Source organism: Microbispora sp. NPDC049125 (assembly GCF_040802045.1).
In the GTDB taxonomy this organism is placed as follows: domain Bacteria; phylum Actinomycetota; class Actinomycetes; order Streptosporangiales; family Streptosporangiaceae; genus Microbispora.
Window position 1 is genome coordinate 12,701 of record NZ_JBEZDW010000019.1, and the last position, 15,325, is coordinate 28,025.

Sequence of the window (15,325 nt, forward strand, 5' to 3'; positions counted from 1 at the left end):
TACGGCCGACGGCCGCATCTCCTCGGCGGACACCTCGCGGCGTCCACCGCCGGCCGGCTGACCCTCCGAGAGGCCCAGACATGCCAGAGATCACCGATGACCACATGCGCGCGATGCTCACGCAGACGAAGTCGTACACCGTGGTGCTGTTGAAGGCGACCGCGAAGAGGCGAGAGCCTGGCGCGGACGCCATCGTCTGGGAGCACGGCCGCCGCAACTTCGAGCTGCGGGAGCGGGGCGTGCTGGCGATCGTGTGCCCGGTGGTCGACGACAGCGGCTGGAGCGGGGTCGGCATCTTCGACGCGCCCCCGGAGGAGACCGCCAAGATCATGGATGACGACCCCGGCGTCAAGGCGGGCATCTTCACCTACGAGGTCCATCCCGTACGCGGCTTCCCCGGAAGCAGTCTCCCCGCCTGAGGTGCGGTAGACCCGGGCCGGGTGCGACGTCCGCCGTCGTGGTGAACGTCATCCCTCCACCGCGCACCACCCGCGGTCTTCGTCGCACGTTCCTCCTCCGCGCCCGTCAATGTACGGCCACGAGCCGGTCGAGCGGGGGTGAGCCGGCCTCAGGTGCCCATGTGGCCCCCTGACCAGCTGTTTTCCCATCGCCGCCGGGCCGTGTGGCCGTGCGGTGGGAGCTTTGCGGGTGAAGCGGCTCATCCCCATGTTTGACCGGACATTGATCGTAGGTTGCGTGATCGCCCGGCGCGCGACGCCTACGGTCGTGCTCGTACCGTCCATGACCTCGGGGGAGTCTCATGCCTGTCTGCACCGCCCTGTTCGCCGCGGCCCTACTCACCGGCCCCGCCGCGCCTCCTGATCCGGCCCCGCCCGCGTACCAGGCCGTCGCCCCCAAGGTCGACAAGCAGCCGACGGTGAATCAGGAGGGAGTGGCCCGGCCCAATCTCGCCGCCCGGCCGGCGACGGTGGGCACGAATCCCGCGTCTGGGCAGGGGGCGGTTTCCCCGGCGCCTCCCTCCACGAGGCAGACGGCCGGGGTGCCGGACGGCGCCGTCGCGGCGCCGTTCGTCCGGCCCGTGGACATGCCCGCGGACAAGGCGGCGGGTACGGTGGCCGGCGAGCAGGCGCCCGCTCAGCAGCGGGCACCGGAGCAGGCGGCCGGGACCGCGAAGGCACCCGTCAAGGCGCCCGGGCAGGCACCCGTCAAGGCACCGGGACAGGCGGCCGGGACGGTCAAGGCGCCCGGGCAGGCGTCCCTGCCGGACATGACGCCGGGCAAGGCGCTCGCGCCCGGGCAGGCACCCGGTGGCGCGGAGGCCGTCCCGGGTGAGAAGGCCGCCGCCAAGAAGGACACTTCCGACGTCATGGGCGTGCCCATGATCGACCCCACTACGCATGACATGGTGATCCGCCCGGTGTTCGCGGAGACGAAGCCGGGCCAGCCGCCGAAGCCGTTCACGCTGCCGCCGCTGAAGGGTGTGCAGGTGGCGAAGGCGGCGCACAGCTACGGCCCGCACCAGGCCGCGCCGCGCCCCCGGCAGCACAGCGGAGCACGCGGCGGGCGATGAGCGTCCCGGGTCGACCACCCGGTTCCCCGGCGGCGGCCGGCGTCACCGGCCGGTCCGCCCGTCCTGCGGCGCGGAATCCGTACACCGAGCAATGACCTCTCACGACGAAGGAACATCACCATGAAGACCCGTCTTCTCGCCCTTTCCGCCCTGACCGTGGCGCTGTCGCTGACCGCGGCATGCGGCAGCGAGGGCGGCAACTCCGCGGCCCCGGCCGCCAACGAGACCACCGACATGGCGACCGACACCGCCGGCGCCGAGACGAGCCCGGCCACCGAGTCGGCGTCGCCCTCCGTCTCCGGCTCGCCGTTCGGCCCGGGCTGCTCCGCCGTGCCGACCTCCGGCGCGGGCAGCTTCGCCGAGATGGCAACCCAGCCCGTCGCGACCGCGGTGGCCGCCAATCCGTCGCTGTCGACCCTCGCCAAGGCGGTGAAGAAGGCGGGGCTGGTCGAGACGCTCAACTCCGCTGAGGACATCACGGTGTTCGCCCCGACCAACGAGGCGTTCGACAAGATCCCGCGCAAGAAGCTCGACCAGGTGCTGGCGGACCGGCAGGCCCTGACGACCCTGCTCAGCTACCACGTGGTCAAGGGCCGCAAGACGCTCGCCGACCTGCAGGCCGGCAAGGTCACGACCCTCCAGGGCGGCGCGCTCAAGATCAGCGGCTCGGGCGACAACATCAAGGTCAACGACGCCAACGTGGTCTGCGGCAACGTCGCCACCCGCAACGCCACCGTCTACCTCATCGACAAGGTCCTCATGCCGAAGTAGCCGTCACCGGCCCCGTGAGACCTGCGAAGGGGTGAGCCGTGCGAGCGGCTCACCCCTTTCCGCGTACGTGGGCGGCTGCTCTGTGGGCAGACGCGTGCCGGCTCAGGCGACGTCGGCCACGGCCGGCAGGGCGGCGACGGCGGGCTCCAGTGCCCGGACCCGTACGCCCATGGCGTCGGCGACGAGGATGTGCCGGTCGGGCACCTCCACCCAGCCCGGCTCGTCGTCATGCGGCTCGCTGGCGACCAGCACGCCCTCCGGGCCGGCCCGGTAGCACAGCGTCTCCGCCCAGGTGGTCGCCACGATGACGGCCCCGTCGGTGGCCAGCATGTTGAGGCAGGCGTGGGGATCGCGCGCGATCACGTCGCCGAGCAGCTCCTCGACCGCCGTCTCCAGCGGCACCGCGTCGTCCAGGCGCTGCCACAGCAGCGTGGCGAGGAACGCGGCGTCACAGGTCGACTCGGGGTGGTAGCCGGCCTCCAGCAGCGGCAGCGTGAGGCCGACGTTGACGTGCCCGTTCAGCGACATCAGCGCCCGGCCGTTGGTGAACGGCGCGGTCGCGGCCTCCTCGATGGGCATGCCGGGGCTGGCGCCGCGCACCGCCCCGATCAGGCAGCCGCCGGCGACCGACCGGGCCAGCTCGGGGAAGCCGGGGTCGGCCTCGATCGGCCCGGTACGCCGGTAGCTCGCGGCCCGCCCGGGGGAGGGGAACCAGCCGACTCCGAACCCGTCCCGGTTGACGAGCTCGATCTGCTGCCAGCGTGGCCGCGCCGCCTGGCGGGGCAGTCCGTAGGAGGGCTTGAAGATCAGATCGCCCATGGAGCGGACGTGGCCCAACCAGGCGAAATGACGGCACATACAGCCCCCCACGGCGTAAAGGCGACGAAGTTAAAGGCGCATCGTAATCGCCTCTCATTTCGCCCTCGTAACAGATGAGGGACGCACCTGTCACATGCCGTGGCGGATCACAGGCTGTGGTGCTGCAGCCACAGCTCCAGCAGGGCGAGCTGCCACAGCGCGCTCGCCCCCAGGGTGGTCCGGTGGTCGCTGGGCGCGCCAAGCAGCCGGTCCACGTACTCGGCCCGGAACAGCCCGCGGTCCTTGGCGGCCTGCGCCGTCAGCGCCGACCGCACCATGTCCAGGTACGGCCCCGACAGGTGCCGGATCGCCGGGACGGGGAAGTATCCCTTCGTCCTGTCGATCACCGCGTCCGGCACCAGCCCTCGCGCGGCGTCCTTCAGCACGCCCTTCCCGCCTGAGGCGAGCTTCAGCGCGGGCGGGCAGGCGGCGGCCAGCTCCACCAGCTCGTGGTCGAGGAACGGTGTGCGCGCCTCCAGCCCCCACGCCATGGTCATGTTGTCGACCCGCTTCACCGGGTCGTCCACCAGCATCACCATGCTGTCGAGCCGCAGCGCGGCGTCCAGCGCCTCGGTGGCGTCGGGAGCGCCGAGGTGCGCCTCGACGAAGGCCGTGCTGAAGTCCTCCGACAAGTAGGCGGGGCTGAGCTGGCGGGCCAGCTCGGAGTGGGGCCGGTCGAAGAACACGCCGGCGTACGCCTCGGCCACCGCGTCCCGCGGCGTACGTGACAAGGGCGGGTACCAGTCGTACCCGGCGAACACCTCGTCGGCGCCCTGACCCGACTGGACCACCTTGACGTGCTGGGAGACCTCCTGCGACAGCAGGTAGAAGGCCACGCAGTCGTGGCTGACCATCGGCTCGCTCATCGCGCCGATCGCGCCGCCCAGCGCGGGCAGCAGCCGCGCGTCGTCGATCCTGATCTGGTGGTGCTCGGTGCCGAACTCCCGCGCCACCAGGTCGGAGTAGGAGAACTCGTCGCCGGACTCGCCGCCGGCCGCGTGGAAGCCGATGCTGAAGGTCGCCAGCCCGCGCTGGCCCGCCTCGGCCAGCAGCGCGACGATGAGGCTGGAGTCGAGCCCGCCGGACAGCAGCACGCCGACCGGCACGTCGGCGACCATCCGCCGGTCCACCGCGGCGCGCAGCGACTCAAGGACGGCCTCCGGCCACTCGTGCTCGGGGAGCGCCACGTGCCGGGTGAACGTCGGCCGCCAGTAGACGTGATCGTCGAACGACCCGTCGGGGCGGACGGTCCGCACGGTGGCCGGCGGCAGCTTCGACACCCCGGACAGGATCGTCCGGGGCGCCGGGACCACCGAGTGGAACGTCATGTAGTGGTGCAGCGCCACCATGTCCAGCGAGGTGTCCACCTCCCCGCCCGCGAGGAGGGCGGGGAGCGTGGACGCGAAGCGGAGCCTGCCCGGCGTCTGCGACAGGTAGAGCGGTTTGATGCCCAGCCGGTCCCGGCCGAGCACGAGCGTCCCCGACTCGCGCTCGTGGAGCGCGAAGGCGAACATCCCCTTCAGGTGGACGACGAAGTCGCGCCCCCAGTGGTGGTAGGCCTTGAGCAGCACCTCGGTGTCGGAGCTGGAGAAGAACCGGTAGCCCGCGGCCTTCAGCTCCGAGCGCAGCTCCTGGTAGTTGTAGACGCAGCCGTTGAACACGCCGGTCAGGCCCAGCTCGCTGTCCACCATCGGCTGCGCCGCCCGGTCCGACAGGTCGATGATCCGCAGCCGCCGATGGCCGAACGCCACCGGACCCGAGGACCAGACGCCGCAGCCGTCCGGCCCCCGGGTCTCCATCGCCGCGCCCATCCGGGCGACCGCGTCCACCTCCGCCGGGGAGCCGTCGAACCGGACTTCGCCGCAAAGGCCGCACATGACAGGTTCCTTCCTCTGGACTGTCTGAGCTCTCCGGACACTCATGGATGCTCATGGACGCTCAGGACGCGGGTGGCGGTCGGTCAGGCGGGCAGCCACGTGTCCTTCGAGCCACCTCCCCGCGAGGAGTTCACGATCCGGCTGCCGGCGGGCGCCACCCGGCTCAGCGCGAGCGGCACCACGGTGGTCTCCGCACCCACGCACACGAAGGACCGCAGGTCCACGGCCCGTGGTTCGAGCCGCCCGTCGGCGAGGGTGGGATGGGTGGACAGGGCGACGGTCTCCTGGGCGATCCAGCGCTCCGGCTGCGCGAGGATCGCCTGGCGGGCCTGCGCCAGCTCGCGGTGCGACGCGTCCGGGCCGATCACCACCCGGTGCCCGCCGTAGCCGTCGACCGGCTTGATCACGAGCTCGTCCAGCCGGTCCAGGACGTGGGCCCGCTGATCCGCCTCGCGGCACAGGTACGTCGGCACGTTGTCCAGCAGCGGCGTCTCCCCCAGGTAGTAGGAGATCAGCTTCGGCACGAACGCGTACAGCGCCTTGTCGTCGGCCACCCCGTTCCCCGGGGCGTTGGCCAGGACGAGCGACCCGGAGGCCATCGCGTCGAGCAGCGCCGGGGTGGTCGCCCCGCACGCCGTCCACAGGTCGTCCTCGTCGATCCTCCGGTAGAGGACCTCGATGGGACGATCGCCCGCATGGACGACGCCGCCGGAGTCTACCCGCAGGTCAGAGGGCAACACCAACGGGATGCCCAGCTCGGACGAGAGCAGCTGGTGCTCGTAGTAGGCGGAGTCGGACGGCCCCGAGGTGACCAGCGCGACCGACTGGGAGGTGAGCGTGAGCGCCGACCGCAGCACGGCGACGGCCCGCCGGGGCGCCGGGGTGTGCGAGGCGCGGACCAGCTCGGGCAGGACCCGGGCCGCCAGCCATCGGTTCGCCATGGCGTACCCGATACCGGAGGGGACGCGCAGGTTGTCCTCCAGGACGTACCAGCGCCCCGCGCCATCCCTGACCAGGTCGATCCCCGTGACCGTGCAGCGGACGACGCCCTTGGGCACCCTCAGCCCGGTCTCGCGGTAACCCGGCGATCCCGTGACGGCCCAGTCCGGCAGCACGCCGTCCCGCAGCACCGACCTGTCGCCGTAGGCGTCGTGCAGGAACGCCTCCAGGGCGCGGACCCGCTGCGTCATCCCCGCCTGCAGCGCGGCCCAGTCGTCGTCGGCCACCACGCGCGGGATGAGGTCGAACGGGAAGAGGCGGTCCTCCTCGTCCTCGGTGACGAAGAACATGCCGAGCTGACGCTGCACCTGGTCGCGCTGCCGTTCGCGGTCGGCCAGCCCGGCCGCGCCGATCCGGTCGAGCGCGGTCAGCACGATCCCGTACGGCCCGCGCGCGCTGTGGTCGAAGACGATGGCCTCGTCGGCCGAGGTGTCGTACCCGGCCAGCATCGCGTTGATCTCGGTCCTGTGAGGGCCGGCGCCCGGCTGCCACTCGGTGTTGGCACGGGTCTCCGCCACGAGCAGGTCGACCACCTCGGGCAGGCCGCCACGGGCGAACGCCTCCCGCTGCCGGGCCGCGGAGCTCCCCCCGGTCAGGCACACCTCGGTCAGCTCCGACACCAGCTCCCAGTCGCCGAGGGTCTCCAGCGTGGGCCTCAGCGTGTTCACCATCTCCCGCACGATCTGGGCGGCGGGCCGGGGAGCGCCGTCGGCCGGGTCGACGAGCTCTCCTTCGAGACCTGCGCGCGCGGCCCGCCAGCTCATGGCGCGGATCACCTCGGCCGGGTACGACAACGGCGTCCTGCCCGCCTCGATCGCGTCCAGCTCGACGATCACCAGCGCCCGGAACAGGCCCGCGAGCAGGGTGATGTCCTCGACCCGGGGGCAGGCGTCGCACAGGCGCAGCTCCACCGTGGGCAGGTGCGCGGACGGCCGCACGTCGTAGTAGATCATCCCTGGATCGGAGATCACGCCGGTGCGCACGAGGTCGCGCACCAGTGCGTCGTGCTCTGCGGCGGAGCCGAGGCGGGGCGCCGGACCGGAGGTGGGCCAGCGGTGCCACAGCAGCGTGCGGTAGCTGGCGTAGCCGGAGTCCATGCCCAGCCAGAACGGCGAGCTGGCCGACAGGGCCAGCAACGCCGGCAGCCACGGAGAGATCCGGTGCGCGACGGCCACCGCAAGATCGCGATCTCCCACGTCGACGTGCACCTGGGCGCCGCAGATGAGCTGCTCCCGCGCGAGGATCTGGTACTCCTCCAGCATGTTCTCGTAACGGGGATCGGGGGTGACCTTCAGCGCCTCCAGGTCCACGATCGGGACGGTTCCCGCGGCGACGATGCCCAGGCCGAGCGGCTCCGCGACCGAAACCACACCACGCCGGAGCGCCGCCAGGTCCTCGACCAGGTCGATGAGCCGGACGAACGGCCTGCTGTTGGTCTCGACCACCGAGCGTTGAAGCTCGCTGACGAACCGGTCGGCGGGCAGCTGCTCCAGCAGGCTGTCGGCCCTGGGCATCAGTCTCCGGGAAGCGAGGTCCACAGTGTGGAACTCCTCTTCAACCCCTACGGCGACGAATTCTGGTTTTACCGGCATCTCTCGGAGCGTACATAGGCGGCGTTACGGGCGTATTGCCCCACAAATGTGGCGCCGAACCTCCCGGCGGCCGAAAACCGGGATGAGCCAGGCCACAACGGGTGCGCCGTAACCGGAATGTCGGGTGCATGTCGCGGGCGTGTCGAGCGGGTGCGCAGGCGTGTCGGGAGGAATGCCCGGGCGTGTCGGGAGGGTGGGCGCATATGTCGGGGACGATGCGCGGACGTGTCGGAAGGGCGGGGAGGCGACCCGGCGGGGGCGGCCGGCTTGGCCGGGAAGGCTCGCCCGCGGGTGCTCGGCATCGCTCCGGGTCGCCGGTGGTTGCGCTATGTCCGTGAAAAGGCTGATCCCCTTATTTGACCGGACACTGAGCGTCGGGTCCGTGATCGCCCGGCAAGCGGCGCATAACTTCGTGCTTGTACTCGTCCACCACTAACGGGGGGAATCTCATGCCTATATGCACTGCCATCCTCGCCGCCGCCCTTCTCTCGGGGTCGGCCCCCGCTGACCCGGTTCCGGCCGGCAACGCCAACATCGCACCGGGGAAGCAGATCGCCAACGTGGCGATGAAGCACCCGGAGGAGCCCGAGCTCATCGCGGACAAGGCCCTGCAGCTGCTCAAGGGCAAGGGCACCAAGATCAGCCCTGAGTCGCAGAGCTCGCAGTCCCAGCCCCAGTCCCGGCCGCAGTCGGAGCCGCAGTCGGAGGAGCAGTCCCGGCCGCAGTCGGAGGAGAAGTCCGAGCCGCAGTCGGAGGAGAAGTCCGGGCCGCAGTCGGACAACCCGATGTCGGACGACTCGATGTCCGGCAACCCGATGGGCCCGGTCATCCAGAGGCGTCCCTCGAAGGAGGACGGCGAGAGCGGCGGCTCCAACCCGCAGGACGTCTTCCTGACGGGGGGCAACGCTCCTCAGGGGGCGAAGGGCCAGGTCCAGGGCCAGCCGCAGGGGCAGGCCAAGCCGATGAGCCTTCCCGGAGTGGGCGGCCAGCAGTTCGCCGACTCCTTCTCCTGGCCGATCAAGGCCAAGAAGCAGAGCGCCGCGGCGGCGCCGGCGAAGAGCAAGGCCAAGAGCAAGAGCAAGGGCAAGGGCAAGGCGAAGGACGCGGGCGCCGACGAGATGGCGCAGGACTACGACTGGATGCCGGCCGACTGGCGCTGACATCTCCAGGTGACATGACATGAGGGGTGAGCCGGCGACGGCTCACCCCTCGTCGTCTTCCCGGACGCTGGCGTCCACCTCGTAGCCGTCCACGCCCACCCACATCCGCATGCAGGGCAGCGTAGGAGAAGCCGGGTCAAGCGGACACAAAGTCAGGCATCGGGGGCGGAGACCGCGTCACCCTCGACGGCCGCGATCCGGTCCAGCGAGACGTGGACACGCCGGCGGATCTCCTCCGCCGTGAACCAGCCCTCCGGGCATTCGGCCAGCGCGGCCCAGCACAGCCGGCGCGCCTCCGCGAGATCGCCTCGCGCCCGTGCGATCTCGGCCAGCCCGTGGAGCGCGCGGGCCGACGACTCAGGCACTCCCGCCCGGCGGCCGAGGTCCGCGCCCCGCTCGAAATCGTCCCTGGCCGCGTCGAGATCGCCTCTGCCCACGCTCGCCTCGGCCCGGCGGTAGAGCAGGTCGGCCATGTCCTCGTGCGCGCCCAACTCCCCGGCGAGGCCGAGAGCCTCCTCGGTGAGCCCGGCCGACCCGGCCGTGTCGCCCCTGGCTCCGGCGATCGTGGCGAGCTCCCCGAGCGCGGTCGCCATGCCCCAGCGCTCGCCCAGCTCCCCGAACCCGGCGAGCGCGCGGGACAGCTCCCGCTCGGCCGCCGCGGCGTCCCCCTCCACCCACGCGTGCCGGTACCCCAGACCCAGGTGGAGGAGCGCTCTGGACCACCCGTCGAGGTGGGGGGACGGGTTGGCGGCGCCTCCCGACACCCCGGCGTACCGGCCCCACATCAGCATCAGGAACGGCCGGCGCACCGCCGTTCCCCGCCGCCGCATGATCGATTCGGCGGCGCCGAGGTGACCGGGGAGGCTGCGGCAGCCGGATCCCGCCCAGGCGGCTTCGAGCACGCACTGCACGTATTCCTCCTCCAAGCCCGCGGCGGGCCCGTCGGCCAGCTCCGCGGCCGGTGCCGGCACAGCTCGGTCAAGGAGCTCGCCGGCGAGCAGCCCAGCCTCGCTCCGCCTGCCCCGCAGCATCCAGTACGGCGACAGCGCCGCGACGAGCCGGATCCCCTCCTCGGCTGCGCCTGCCTCCACGGCGTATCGCATGGCCGCATGAAGGTTGCCGTGCTCATCGTCGAGGCGTCGCAGCCACTGGAGCTGCTCAGCCCGGCGCAGCCGGGGCTCGGCCTCCTCGGCCAGGTCGAGGAAGCAGCGGAGGTGGGCGCGTCGCACCCGCTCCTCCTCGCCCGACTCCGCGAGCCGTTCCGCGCAGAACGCGCGGATCGTCTCCAGCATGTGGTAATGCCCGTCACCCACCACGACGAGGGACCTGTCCGCCAGCGAGCTCAGAATCTCACCGGCGGGCAGCCCGCTGACGCGTCCGGCCGCTTCCAGCGGGATTCCCCCGGCGAACGCCGACAGCCGCCGGGCCATCGCCCGCTCGTCGCCGTCGAGCAGGTCCCAGCTCCACTCCACCACCGCGCGCAGCGTGCGATGCCGGGGCTGCGCCGTTCGGCTGCCACGCGACAGCAGCGCGAAGCGGTCGTCGAGCCGGGCGGCGATCTCCTCGATGGGCAGTGAGCGGGTCCGCGCCGCCGCCAGCTCCATCGCCAGCGGGAGCCCGTCGAGCATCCGGCAGACCCGCTCGACGTGGGGAGTCGTCGCGGCGTCCATGGCGAACCCGGGCCGCACGGCGGTGGCCCGCTCGGCGAACAGCCGTACAGCCGGGTAGGCGCGTGCGTCCTCCGTGGCGGCGCCCGGGGGTGGGAGCTCGAGCGGGGGCACGGGATACAGCGCCTCCCCGGTGATGCCGAGCGGCTCCCGCGCCGTGGCGAGCACACGCAGCGCCGGGCAGCGCGACAAGAGGGCGTGGGCCAGGTGGGCGGCGTCCTCGACCACGTGCTCGCAGTTGTCCAGCACGAGGAGCAACGCGCGATCCCGCACGGCGCTCGCGATCCGCTCGGCGGGGTCCGGCGCCGCCGTGTCTGGGCCGGGTGGGCCCAGAACCGGCTCCCGCAACCCGAGCGCCCCGAGCACCGCGGGCGCCACGTCCGCCCCGTCCGTGAGCGGCGCCAGCTCCACCAGGCATACCTCATCTGATCGGCGGTGCCGGGCCGCGACCTCCAGCGCGAGCCGGGTCTTGCCCACCCCGCCGAAGCCGGTGAGCGTGACCAGGCGCGTCCGCTCGAGAAGCCGGCCGGCCCGCGCCACGTCGTCCTCGCGCCCCACCAGGTTGGTGAGCTGGGCCGGAAGACCGCGCCCCCGTACGCCGGGACGCGCTTCGGCAGGAGGCGGCGCGGACGTCTCACCCCTGAGGATGGCCAGGTGCAGGGCCGCCAGCTCGGCCGAGGGGTCGGCTCCCAGCTCGTCGGTGAGCGTACGCCGGGTTTCCTCGAAGGCGGTGAGCGCCTCCGCCTGGCGTCCGCCACCGTGCAGCGCCCGCATGAGGTGCCCTCGCAGGCGCTCGCGGAGCGGATGGGCGGCCACCAGCCCCCTCAGCTCGGCCACGAGCGCGCTGTGCCGGCCGAGAGCCAGCTCCGCCTCCATCCGGTCCTCGGCGGCGGAGATCCGCAGCTCCTCCAGCCTGGCCGCGTGCGCCCGGACGTACGGCGCGCCCCCCATGTCGGCGAGGGCGGGGCCGCGCCACAAATCGAGGGCCTCACGCAGAAGGGCGGCGGCCCCGGAGCTGTCGCCGCGGGTGAGCGCCTCACGCCCCCGTACGGCCAGCCGCTCGAACCGGTGCGCGTCCACCTCTTCGGGCTCGGCGGAGATCCGGTAGCCCAGAGGATGGGATTCGACGGCCCCCTCGTCCCCGAGCATCCGCCGAAGGCGCGACACCTGGGACTGCAGGGCGTTGGCGGCTCCCTTGGGCGGCTCCTCGCCGTACAGGCCGTCGATCAGCCGGGGGACGGCCACCACCCGGCCCGCGTCGAGGAGCAGCAGGCCCAGCAGGGCACGCACCCGCGGACCCCCCACCTCGATCCGTCGATCGCCGGACGTCCACACCTCCGTCGGCCCGAGGACTCCGAATCGCATGCCGACGAGTATCGCGCCTCGCCGCGATCTTGTCAGGCCGGGGCGGTGGCGGCCTCCGCGGGGCGGGACCGGGTGGCCGACCACGTGGGCAGCCAGGTCGCGGCCAGGGTCAGCGCCACGGCCGAGGCGACGATGACCGCGTAGATCCACGGCGGCCCCGACGGCAGCGGCGTGCCGGCGACGGCGACGGCGAAGGGGACCAGTGTGATCGTCGACGCGGCGGTGCCGAGCAGGATCCCGACGGCGGCGACGAGCACGCCCTCCAGGCCCGTCATCCGCATGACCTGGCCCCTGGTAGACCCGGCGAGCCGCTGCAGCCCGAACTCCCTGCGCCGCTGCGCCGTGGTCATGACCTGGGTGTTCACCACGGAGATCGCGGTGTAGAGCAGGATCATCCCGACCAGCAGATAGCTCACCCAGGCCTGCGTCCGCTGCTGGGCGGTGTAGGCGGACGTCAGGGCGTCACGGCCGGCCGTCACCGTGCCGTACGAGGGGCCGGGCGAGGGGCCGGACGAAGGGCCGGACGAAGGGCCGGACGAAGGGCCGGACCCCGCGCCGGCCGGGTCGCGCAGGGCCGCCGACAGCTTCTCGGAGAGGGTCTGGATGTCCGTGCCGGGCGCGGCGCGCACCAGGATCCGTGCCGGAAGGCCGACCGTGGTGTGCGCGGCGAGCAGCCGGGCCGGCAGCAGGATCGTCTCCGTGCCCGTCTTCGCCGCCAGCAGGGCGACGACCGTCAAATCGGCCCGCGCGCCGTCTCCCATCCGGAGCGTGACGCGGTCGCCCACGCCGACGCCGCGCCCGACGTGCCGCGCGTGCTCGGCCGTCAGCGCGACGGTGTCGCCGGTGAGGCCGGCGAGGGATCCGGCGGTGACGGGAAGCGCGACGGCCCTTCCGGCCTCCTCGGCGGTGAACCCCTGCGCGGGCCAGCCGTCCTCCCGCTGCCAGTTGTCGTGCGGGCTCTCGATGAAGGCCGTGCTCGTCGACAGCTCCGAGGCGCCCCCGACCCCCGGCACGGCGCGGACCCGGTCGAGAACGGCGGGGGTGAAACCGCCGGACGCGGCGGTGAGGACGGCGTCGGCCCGCAGGCTCCCGGCGTAGGAGGCGGTGGCCGCGTCCACCTCGGTCGTCTGCATGTACAGGTTGGCGGTCGCCATGCCGGTGGCCAGCATGACGGGCACCGCCGCAGCGGCGACCCGCCCCGTGCGGGCCCGCGCGTTCAGCACCGCCAGGTGGCCGGCGGGCCCGGACACCGCGCGGATCGGCCCGGCGAGCGCCCTCGTCAGCAGCCGTGCCACGTCGGGACCGATGAGCGCGAGCCCGACGGCCCACACCAGTACGGCGGGGCCGGCCGTGCTCCCGGCGAGCGAGCCGCTCATCACCAGCACCGTGACGAGCGCGAGCGCGACGCCGCCCGCGAAGCAGACGGCCGCGAGGATCCGGCGCGCCCGCCCGGCGGTGGCTCCCAGCAGGCCCGCCTCGGCCAGCGCCTCGGCCGGCCGTGTCAGGGACGCCCGCCTGGCCGCCAGGAGAGCGGCCGCCAGAGCCGTCAGCATCGCCACGCCCGCGGCCGCGGCGGCCGGAACCCATCCCTGGGCGTACCGAATTACGCCGGGCACCACCCCGTTGGCGGTGAGCCGGTCGAACAGCCACCGGCCGAGGACCGGGCCGAGCAGGCTGCCCGGCACGACGGCGGCGCACGCCAGCGCCAAGGCCTCGCCGAGCACCATCCGGCGGACCTGCCGGGGCGTCGCGCCGACCGCCCGCAGAAGGGCCATCTCACGCCGCCGCTGCCGGACCGACAGCCCCAGCGTGCTCGCCACGACGAACGTCACCACCATGATCGCCATGCCGCCAAAGACGGCCGCCAGGACGATGAGGCCCTCCCGGCCGCCGAGCGCCCCAGGGAACTCGGCGAGGCCGCGGTCGTCGCCGGTGAGCACGCTCACCGCGTGACCTCGGGTGGCGGCCTCAACCCGCCGCGCGAGGTCCTCCGGGTCGACGCCGGGGGCGGCCACGACGCCGACGGCGTCAACCGTGCTGCGGCGGGCGGCACCGCCCGCGCCGGGGGACGGCTCGACGGCGGTCGCGCGGGCCACCCCGGCCACCGCGGCGAGCGTCTCCACCAGGCGGGCGTCCACCCGGACCCGCTCCGGCAGCATCGCCCACTCGATGTCCTCCTCCTCGTCCGACGGGTTCATGCGGGGCAGCGCGTAGGACTGATCGCCGGTCACCACGACCGCCGCCGTGGCCAGCCGCCGCGGCGGCACCTCCAGCCGGACACCCGTCTCCATCAGCGCGCCGCACGCCATGATGATCGAGGTGCCGAGGAAAAGGGCGACGAAGGTCGCGGCGAACGCGCTCTTGCGGTGCCGCAAGGTGCTCAAGGCCAGGCGCCACATCAGCGGACGCCCCCCTTGCTGGCTCCGCCGGCCGGGCGGCCCTCCCACGCGCCGAGATGCGTCATCCGGGCGGCGACCTGGTCGGCGCTCGGCCGGTCAAGCCGGTCGGCGAACCGGCCGTCCGCGAGGAACACCACCTGGTCGGCGTACGAGGCGGCCACTGGATCGTGGGTGACCATGACCACCGTCTGGCCCCCCTCGACCACCGACTCCCTCAGCAACCCGAGAACGTCGAGGGCCGTCCGGGTGTCCAGCGCGCCCGTCGGCTCGTCGGCGAAGATGACGGCCGGCCGGTTGACCAGCGCCCGGGCGATCGCCACCCGCTGCTGCTGGCCTCCCGACAGCTCGTCCGGCCGGTGACCGGTGCGCTCGGCGAGCCCGACCCGCCGGATGACCTCGGCGACCCGGGCCCGGTCCGGCTCCTGGCCGGCCAGGAGGGAGGGCAGCGTCACGTTCTGCAGCACGGTCAGGGCCGGCATCAGGTTGAAGGACTGGAAGACGAAGCCGATCCGGTCGCGGCGCAGCCTCGTCAGCGCGACCTCGCCGAGGCCGGTGATGTCCAGGCCGTCCAGCGTGACCGAGCCGGTGGTCGGCCGGTCCAGTCCGGCGGCGCAGTGCAGGAACGTGCTTTTGCCGGAGCCGGACGGCCCCATGACCGCCGTGAGAGCGCTTCTCGGCACGCCTATCGTCACCCCGTCGAGGGCCACCACGGTGCCGCCGCCCGTGCCGTAAACCTTGCTGACCGCGTCCAGCCGTACGGCGTGGCCGGTCTCCGGCGCGTTCACACGCCGCTCCCGGGCGGGACCGGGATGAAGGAGGAGATCGTCATGTCCAGAAGCCTGGGCGAGGGCGCTGACGAACTCAGCACCGAACGCTGACAGCGCGCCCGGGCTGGCTGATTCAGGCGGGCCAACTCTGGCTGGCCACTCGGGCGGGCTGTTCACGTGGGCTAGTGCGGTGTCCATTTAGGTTCACCGAGTTGCGGCACGCCGTACGACCTTCCGCGCCTTTGATCGTGTTTGCCTGCGCTGTCGGTATCAGTGATCGGTACCGACAGCAGAAGGGGCGCATGGCCGAGCCGGTGCGAGCACGGCGATTGACCGACC

At 72.9% G+C, this 15,325-nt stretch carries 10 protein-coding genes; 4 read left to right on the forward strand and 6 right to left on the reverse strand.

Features of this window, described 5'->3' with window-relative positions; genetic code table 11:
- Positions 1-80 precede the first annotated feature (80 nt).
- From AB0B72_RS22130 to AB0B72_RS22140, 3 genes are all read left to right on the forward strand, one after another.
- Entirely contained in the window at positions 81-419 is a 339-nt protein-coding gene (locus tag AB0B72_RS22130) for a hypothetical protein (RefSeq protein WP_367740770.1), read from the forward strand.
- A gap of 341 nt (positions 420-760) precedes the next feature.
- Positions 761-1,531 (forward strand): hypothetical protein, encoded by a 771-nt coding sequence (locus AB0B72_RS22135; RefSeq protein ID WP_367740771.1) that lies wholly within the window; start codon positions 761-763, stop codon positions 1,529-1,531.
- Between the two features lie 120 nt (positions 1,532-1,651).
- On the forward strand, positions 1,652-2,302 hold the full coding sequence (locus AB0B72_RS22140) for a fasciclin domain-containing protein (protein WP_367740772.1): 651 nt from the start codon (positions 1,652-1,654) through the stop codon (positions 2,300-2,302).
- Positions 2,303-2,404: 102 nt separating this feature from the next.
- On the opposite strand, the gene AB0B72_RS22145 is transcribed toward AB0B72_RS22140, so the two are convergent.
- The 3 genes from AB0B72_RS22145 to AB0B72_RS22155 form a co-directional block, all read right to left on the reverse strand.
- Positions 2,405-3,121 (reverse strand): class II glutamine amidotransferase, encoded by a 717-nt coding sequence (locus tag AB0B72_RS22145; RefSeq protein WP_367740773.1) that lies wholly within the window; start codon positions 3,119-3,121, stop codon positions 2,405-2,407.
- Positions 3,122-3,267: 146 nt separating this feature from the next.
- Positions 3,268-5,037 carry an N-acetylglutaminylglutamine amidotransferase gene (locus AB0B72_RS22150; protein WP_367740774.1) on the reverse strand — a complete coding sequence of 590 codons (1,770 nt, stop codon included), beginning with the start codon at positions 5,035-5,037 and terminating at the stop codon, positions 3,268-3,270.
- Between the two features lie 83 nt (positions 5,038-5,120).
- Positions 5,121-7,628: a glutamate--cysteine ligase gene (locus AB0B72_RS22155; RefSeq protein WP_367740775.1), complete on the reverse strand. Its 2,508-nt coding sequence runs from the start codon at positions 7,626-7,628 to the stop codon at positions 5,121-5,123.
- A 449-nt stretch (positions 7,629-8,077) separates the two neighbouring features.
- On the opposite strand from AB0B72_RS22155, the gene AB0B72_RS22160 reads away from it, so the two are divergent.
- A complete protein-coding gene (locus AB0B72_RS22160) occupies positions 8,078-8,788 on the forward strand; it encodes a hypothetical protein (protein ID WP_367740776.1) in 711 nt (236 codons plus the stop codon).
- A 152-nt stretch (positions 8,789-8,940) separates the two neighbouring features.
- Here AB0B72_RS22160 and AB0B72_RS22165 read toward each other — a convergent pair whose 3' ends face one another.
- The 3 genes from AB0B72_RS22165 to AB0B72_RS22175 are packed head-to-tail and all read right to left on the reverse strand — an operon-like array spanning position 8,941 to position 15,004.
- The gene (locus tag AB0B72_RS22165) at positions 8,941-11,820 is read right to left on the reverse strand and encodes a BTAD domain-containing putative transcriptional regulator (protein ID WP_367740777.1); all 2,880 of its coding nucleotides are present in this window, start codon (positions 11,818-11,820) and stop codon (positions 8,941-8,943) included.
- A gap of 32 nt (positions 11,821-11,852) precedes the next feature.
- Complete coding sequence (locus tag AB0B72_RS22170) at positions 11,853-14,204, reverse strand: ABC transporter permease (protein ID WP_367740778.1); 2,352 nt, start codon at positions 14,202-14,204, stop codon at positions 11,853-11,855.
- A gap of 14 nt (positions 14,205-14,218) precedes the next feature.
- Positions 14,219-15,004: an ABC transporter ATP-binding protein gene (locus AB0B72_RS22175; RefSeq protein ID WP_367740779.1), complete on the reverse strand. Its 786-nt coding sequence runs from the start codon at positions 15,002-15,004 to the stop codon at positions 14,219-14,221.
- Positions 15,005-15,325: the final 321 nt, after the last annotated feature.

Coding starts and splice junctions, on each gene's coding strand:
- AB0B72_RS22130 (WP_367740770.1), top strand. CDS start 81: ATGCCAGAGATCACCGATGACCACATGCGCGCGATGCTCACGCAGACG.
- AB0B72_RS22135 (WP_367740771.1), top strand. CDS start 761: ATGCCTGTCTGCACCGCCCTGTTCGCCGCGGCCCTACTCACCGGCCCC.
- AB0B72_RS22140 (WP_367740772.1), top strand. CDS start 1,652: ATGAAGACCCGTCTTCTCGCCCTTTCCGCCCTGACCGTGGCGCTGTCG.
- AB0B72_RS22145 (WP_367740773.1), bottom strand. CDS start 3,121: ATGGGCGATCTGATCTTCAAGCCCTCCTACGGACTGCCCCGCCAGGCG.
- AB0B72_RS22150 (WP_367740774.1), bottom strand. CDS start 5,037: ATGTGCGGCCTTTGCGGCGAAGTCCGGTTCGACGGCTCCCCGGCGGAG.
- AB0B72_RS22155 (WP_367740775.1), bottom strand. CDS start 7,628: ATGCCGGTAAAACCAGAATTCGTCGCCGTAGGGGTTGAAGAGGAGTTC.
- AB0B72_RS22160 (WP_367740776.1), top strand. CDS start 8,078: ATGCCTATATGCACTGCCATCCTCGCCGCCGCCCTTCTCTCGGGGTCG.
- AB0B72_RS22165 (WP_367740777.1), bottom strand. CDS start 11,820: ATGCGATTCGGAGTCCTCGGGCCGACGGAGGTGTGGACGTCCGGCGAT.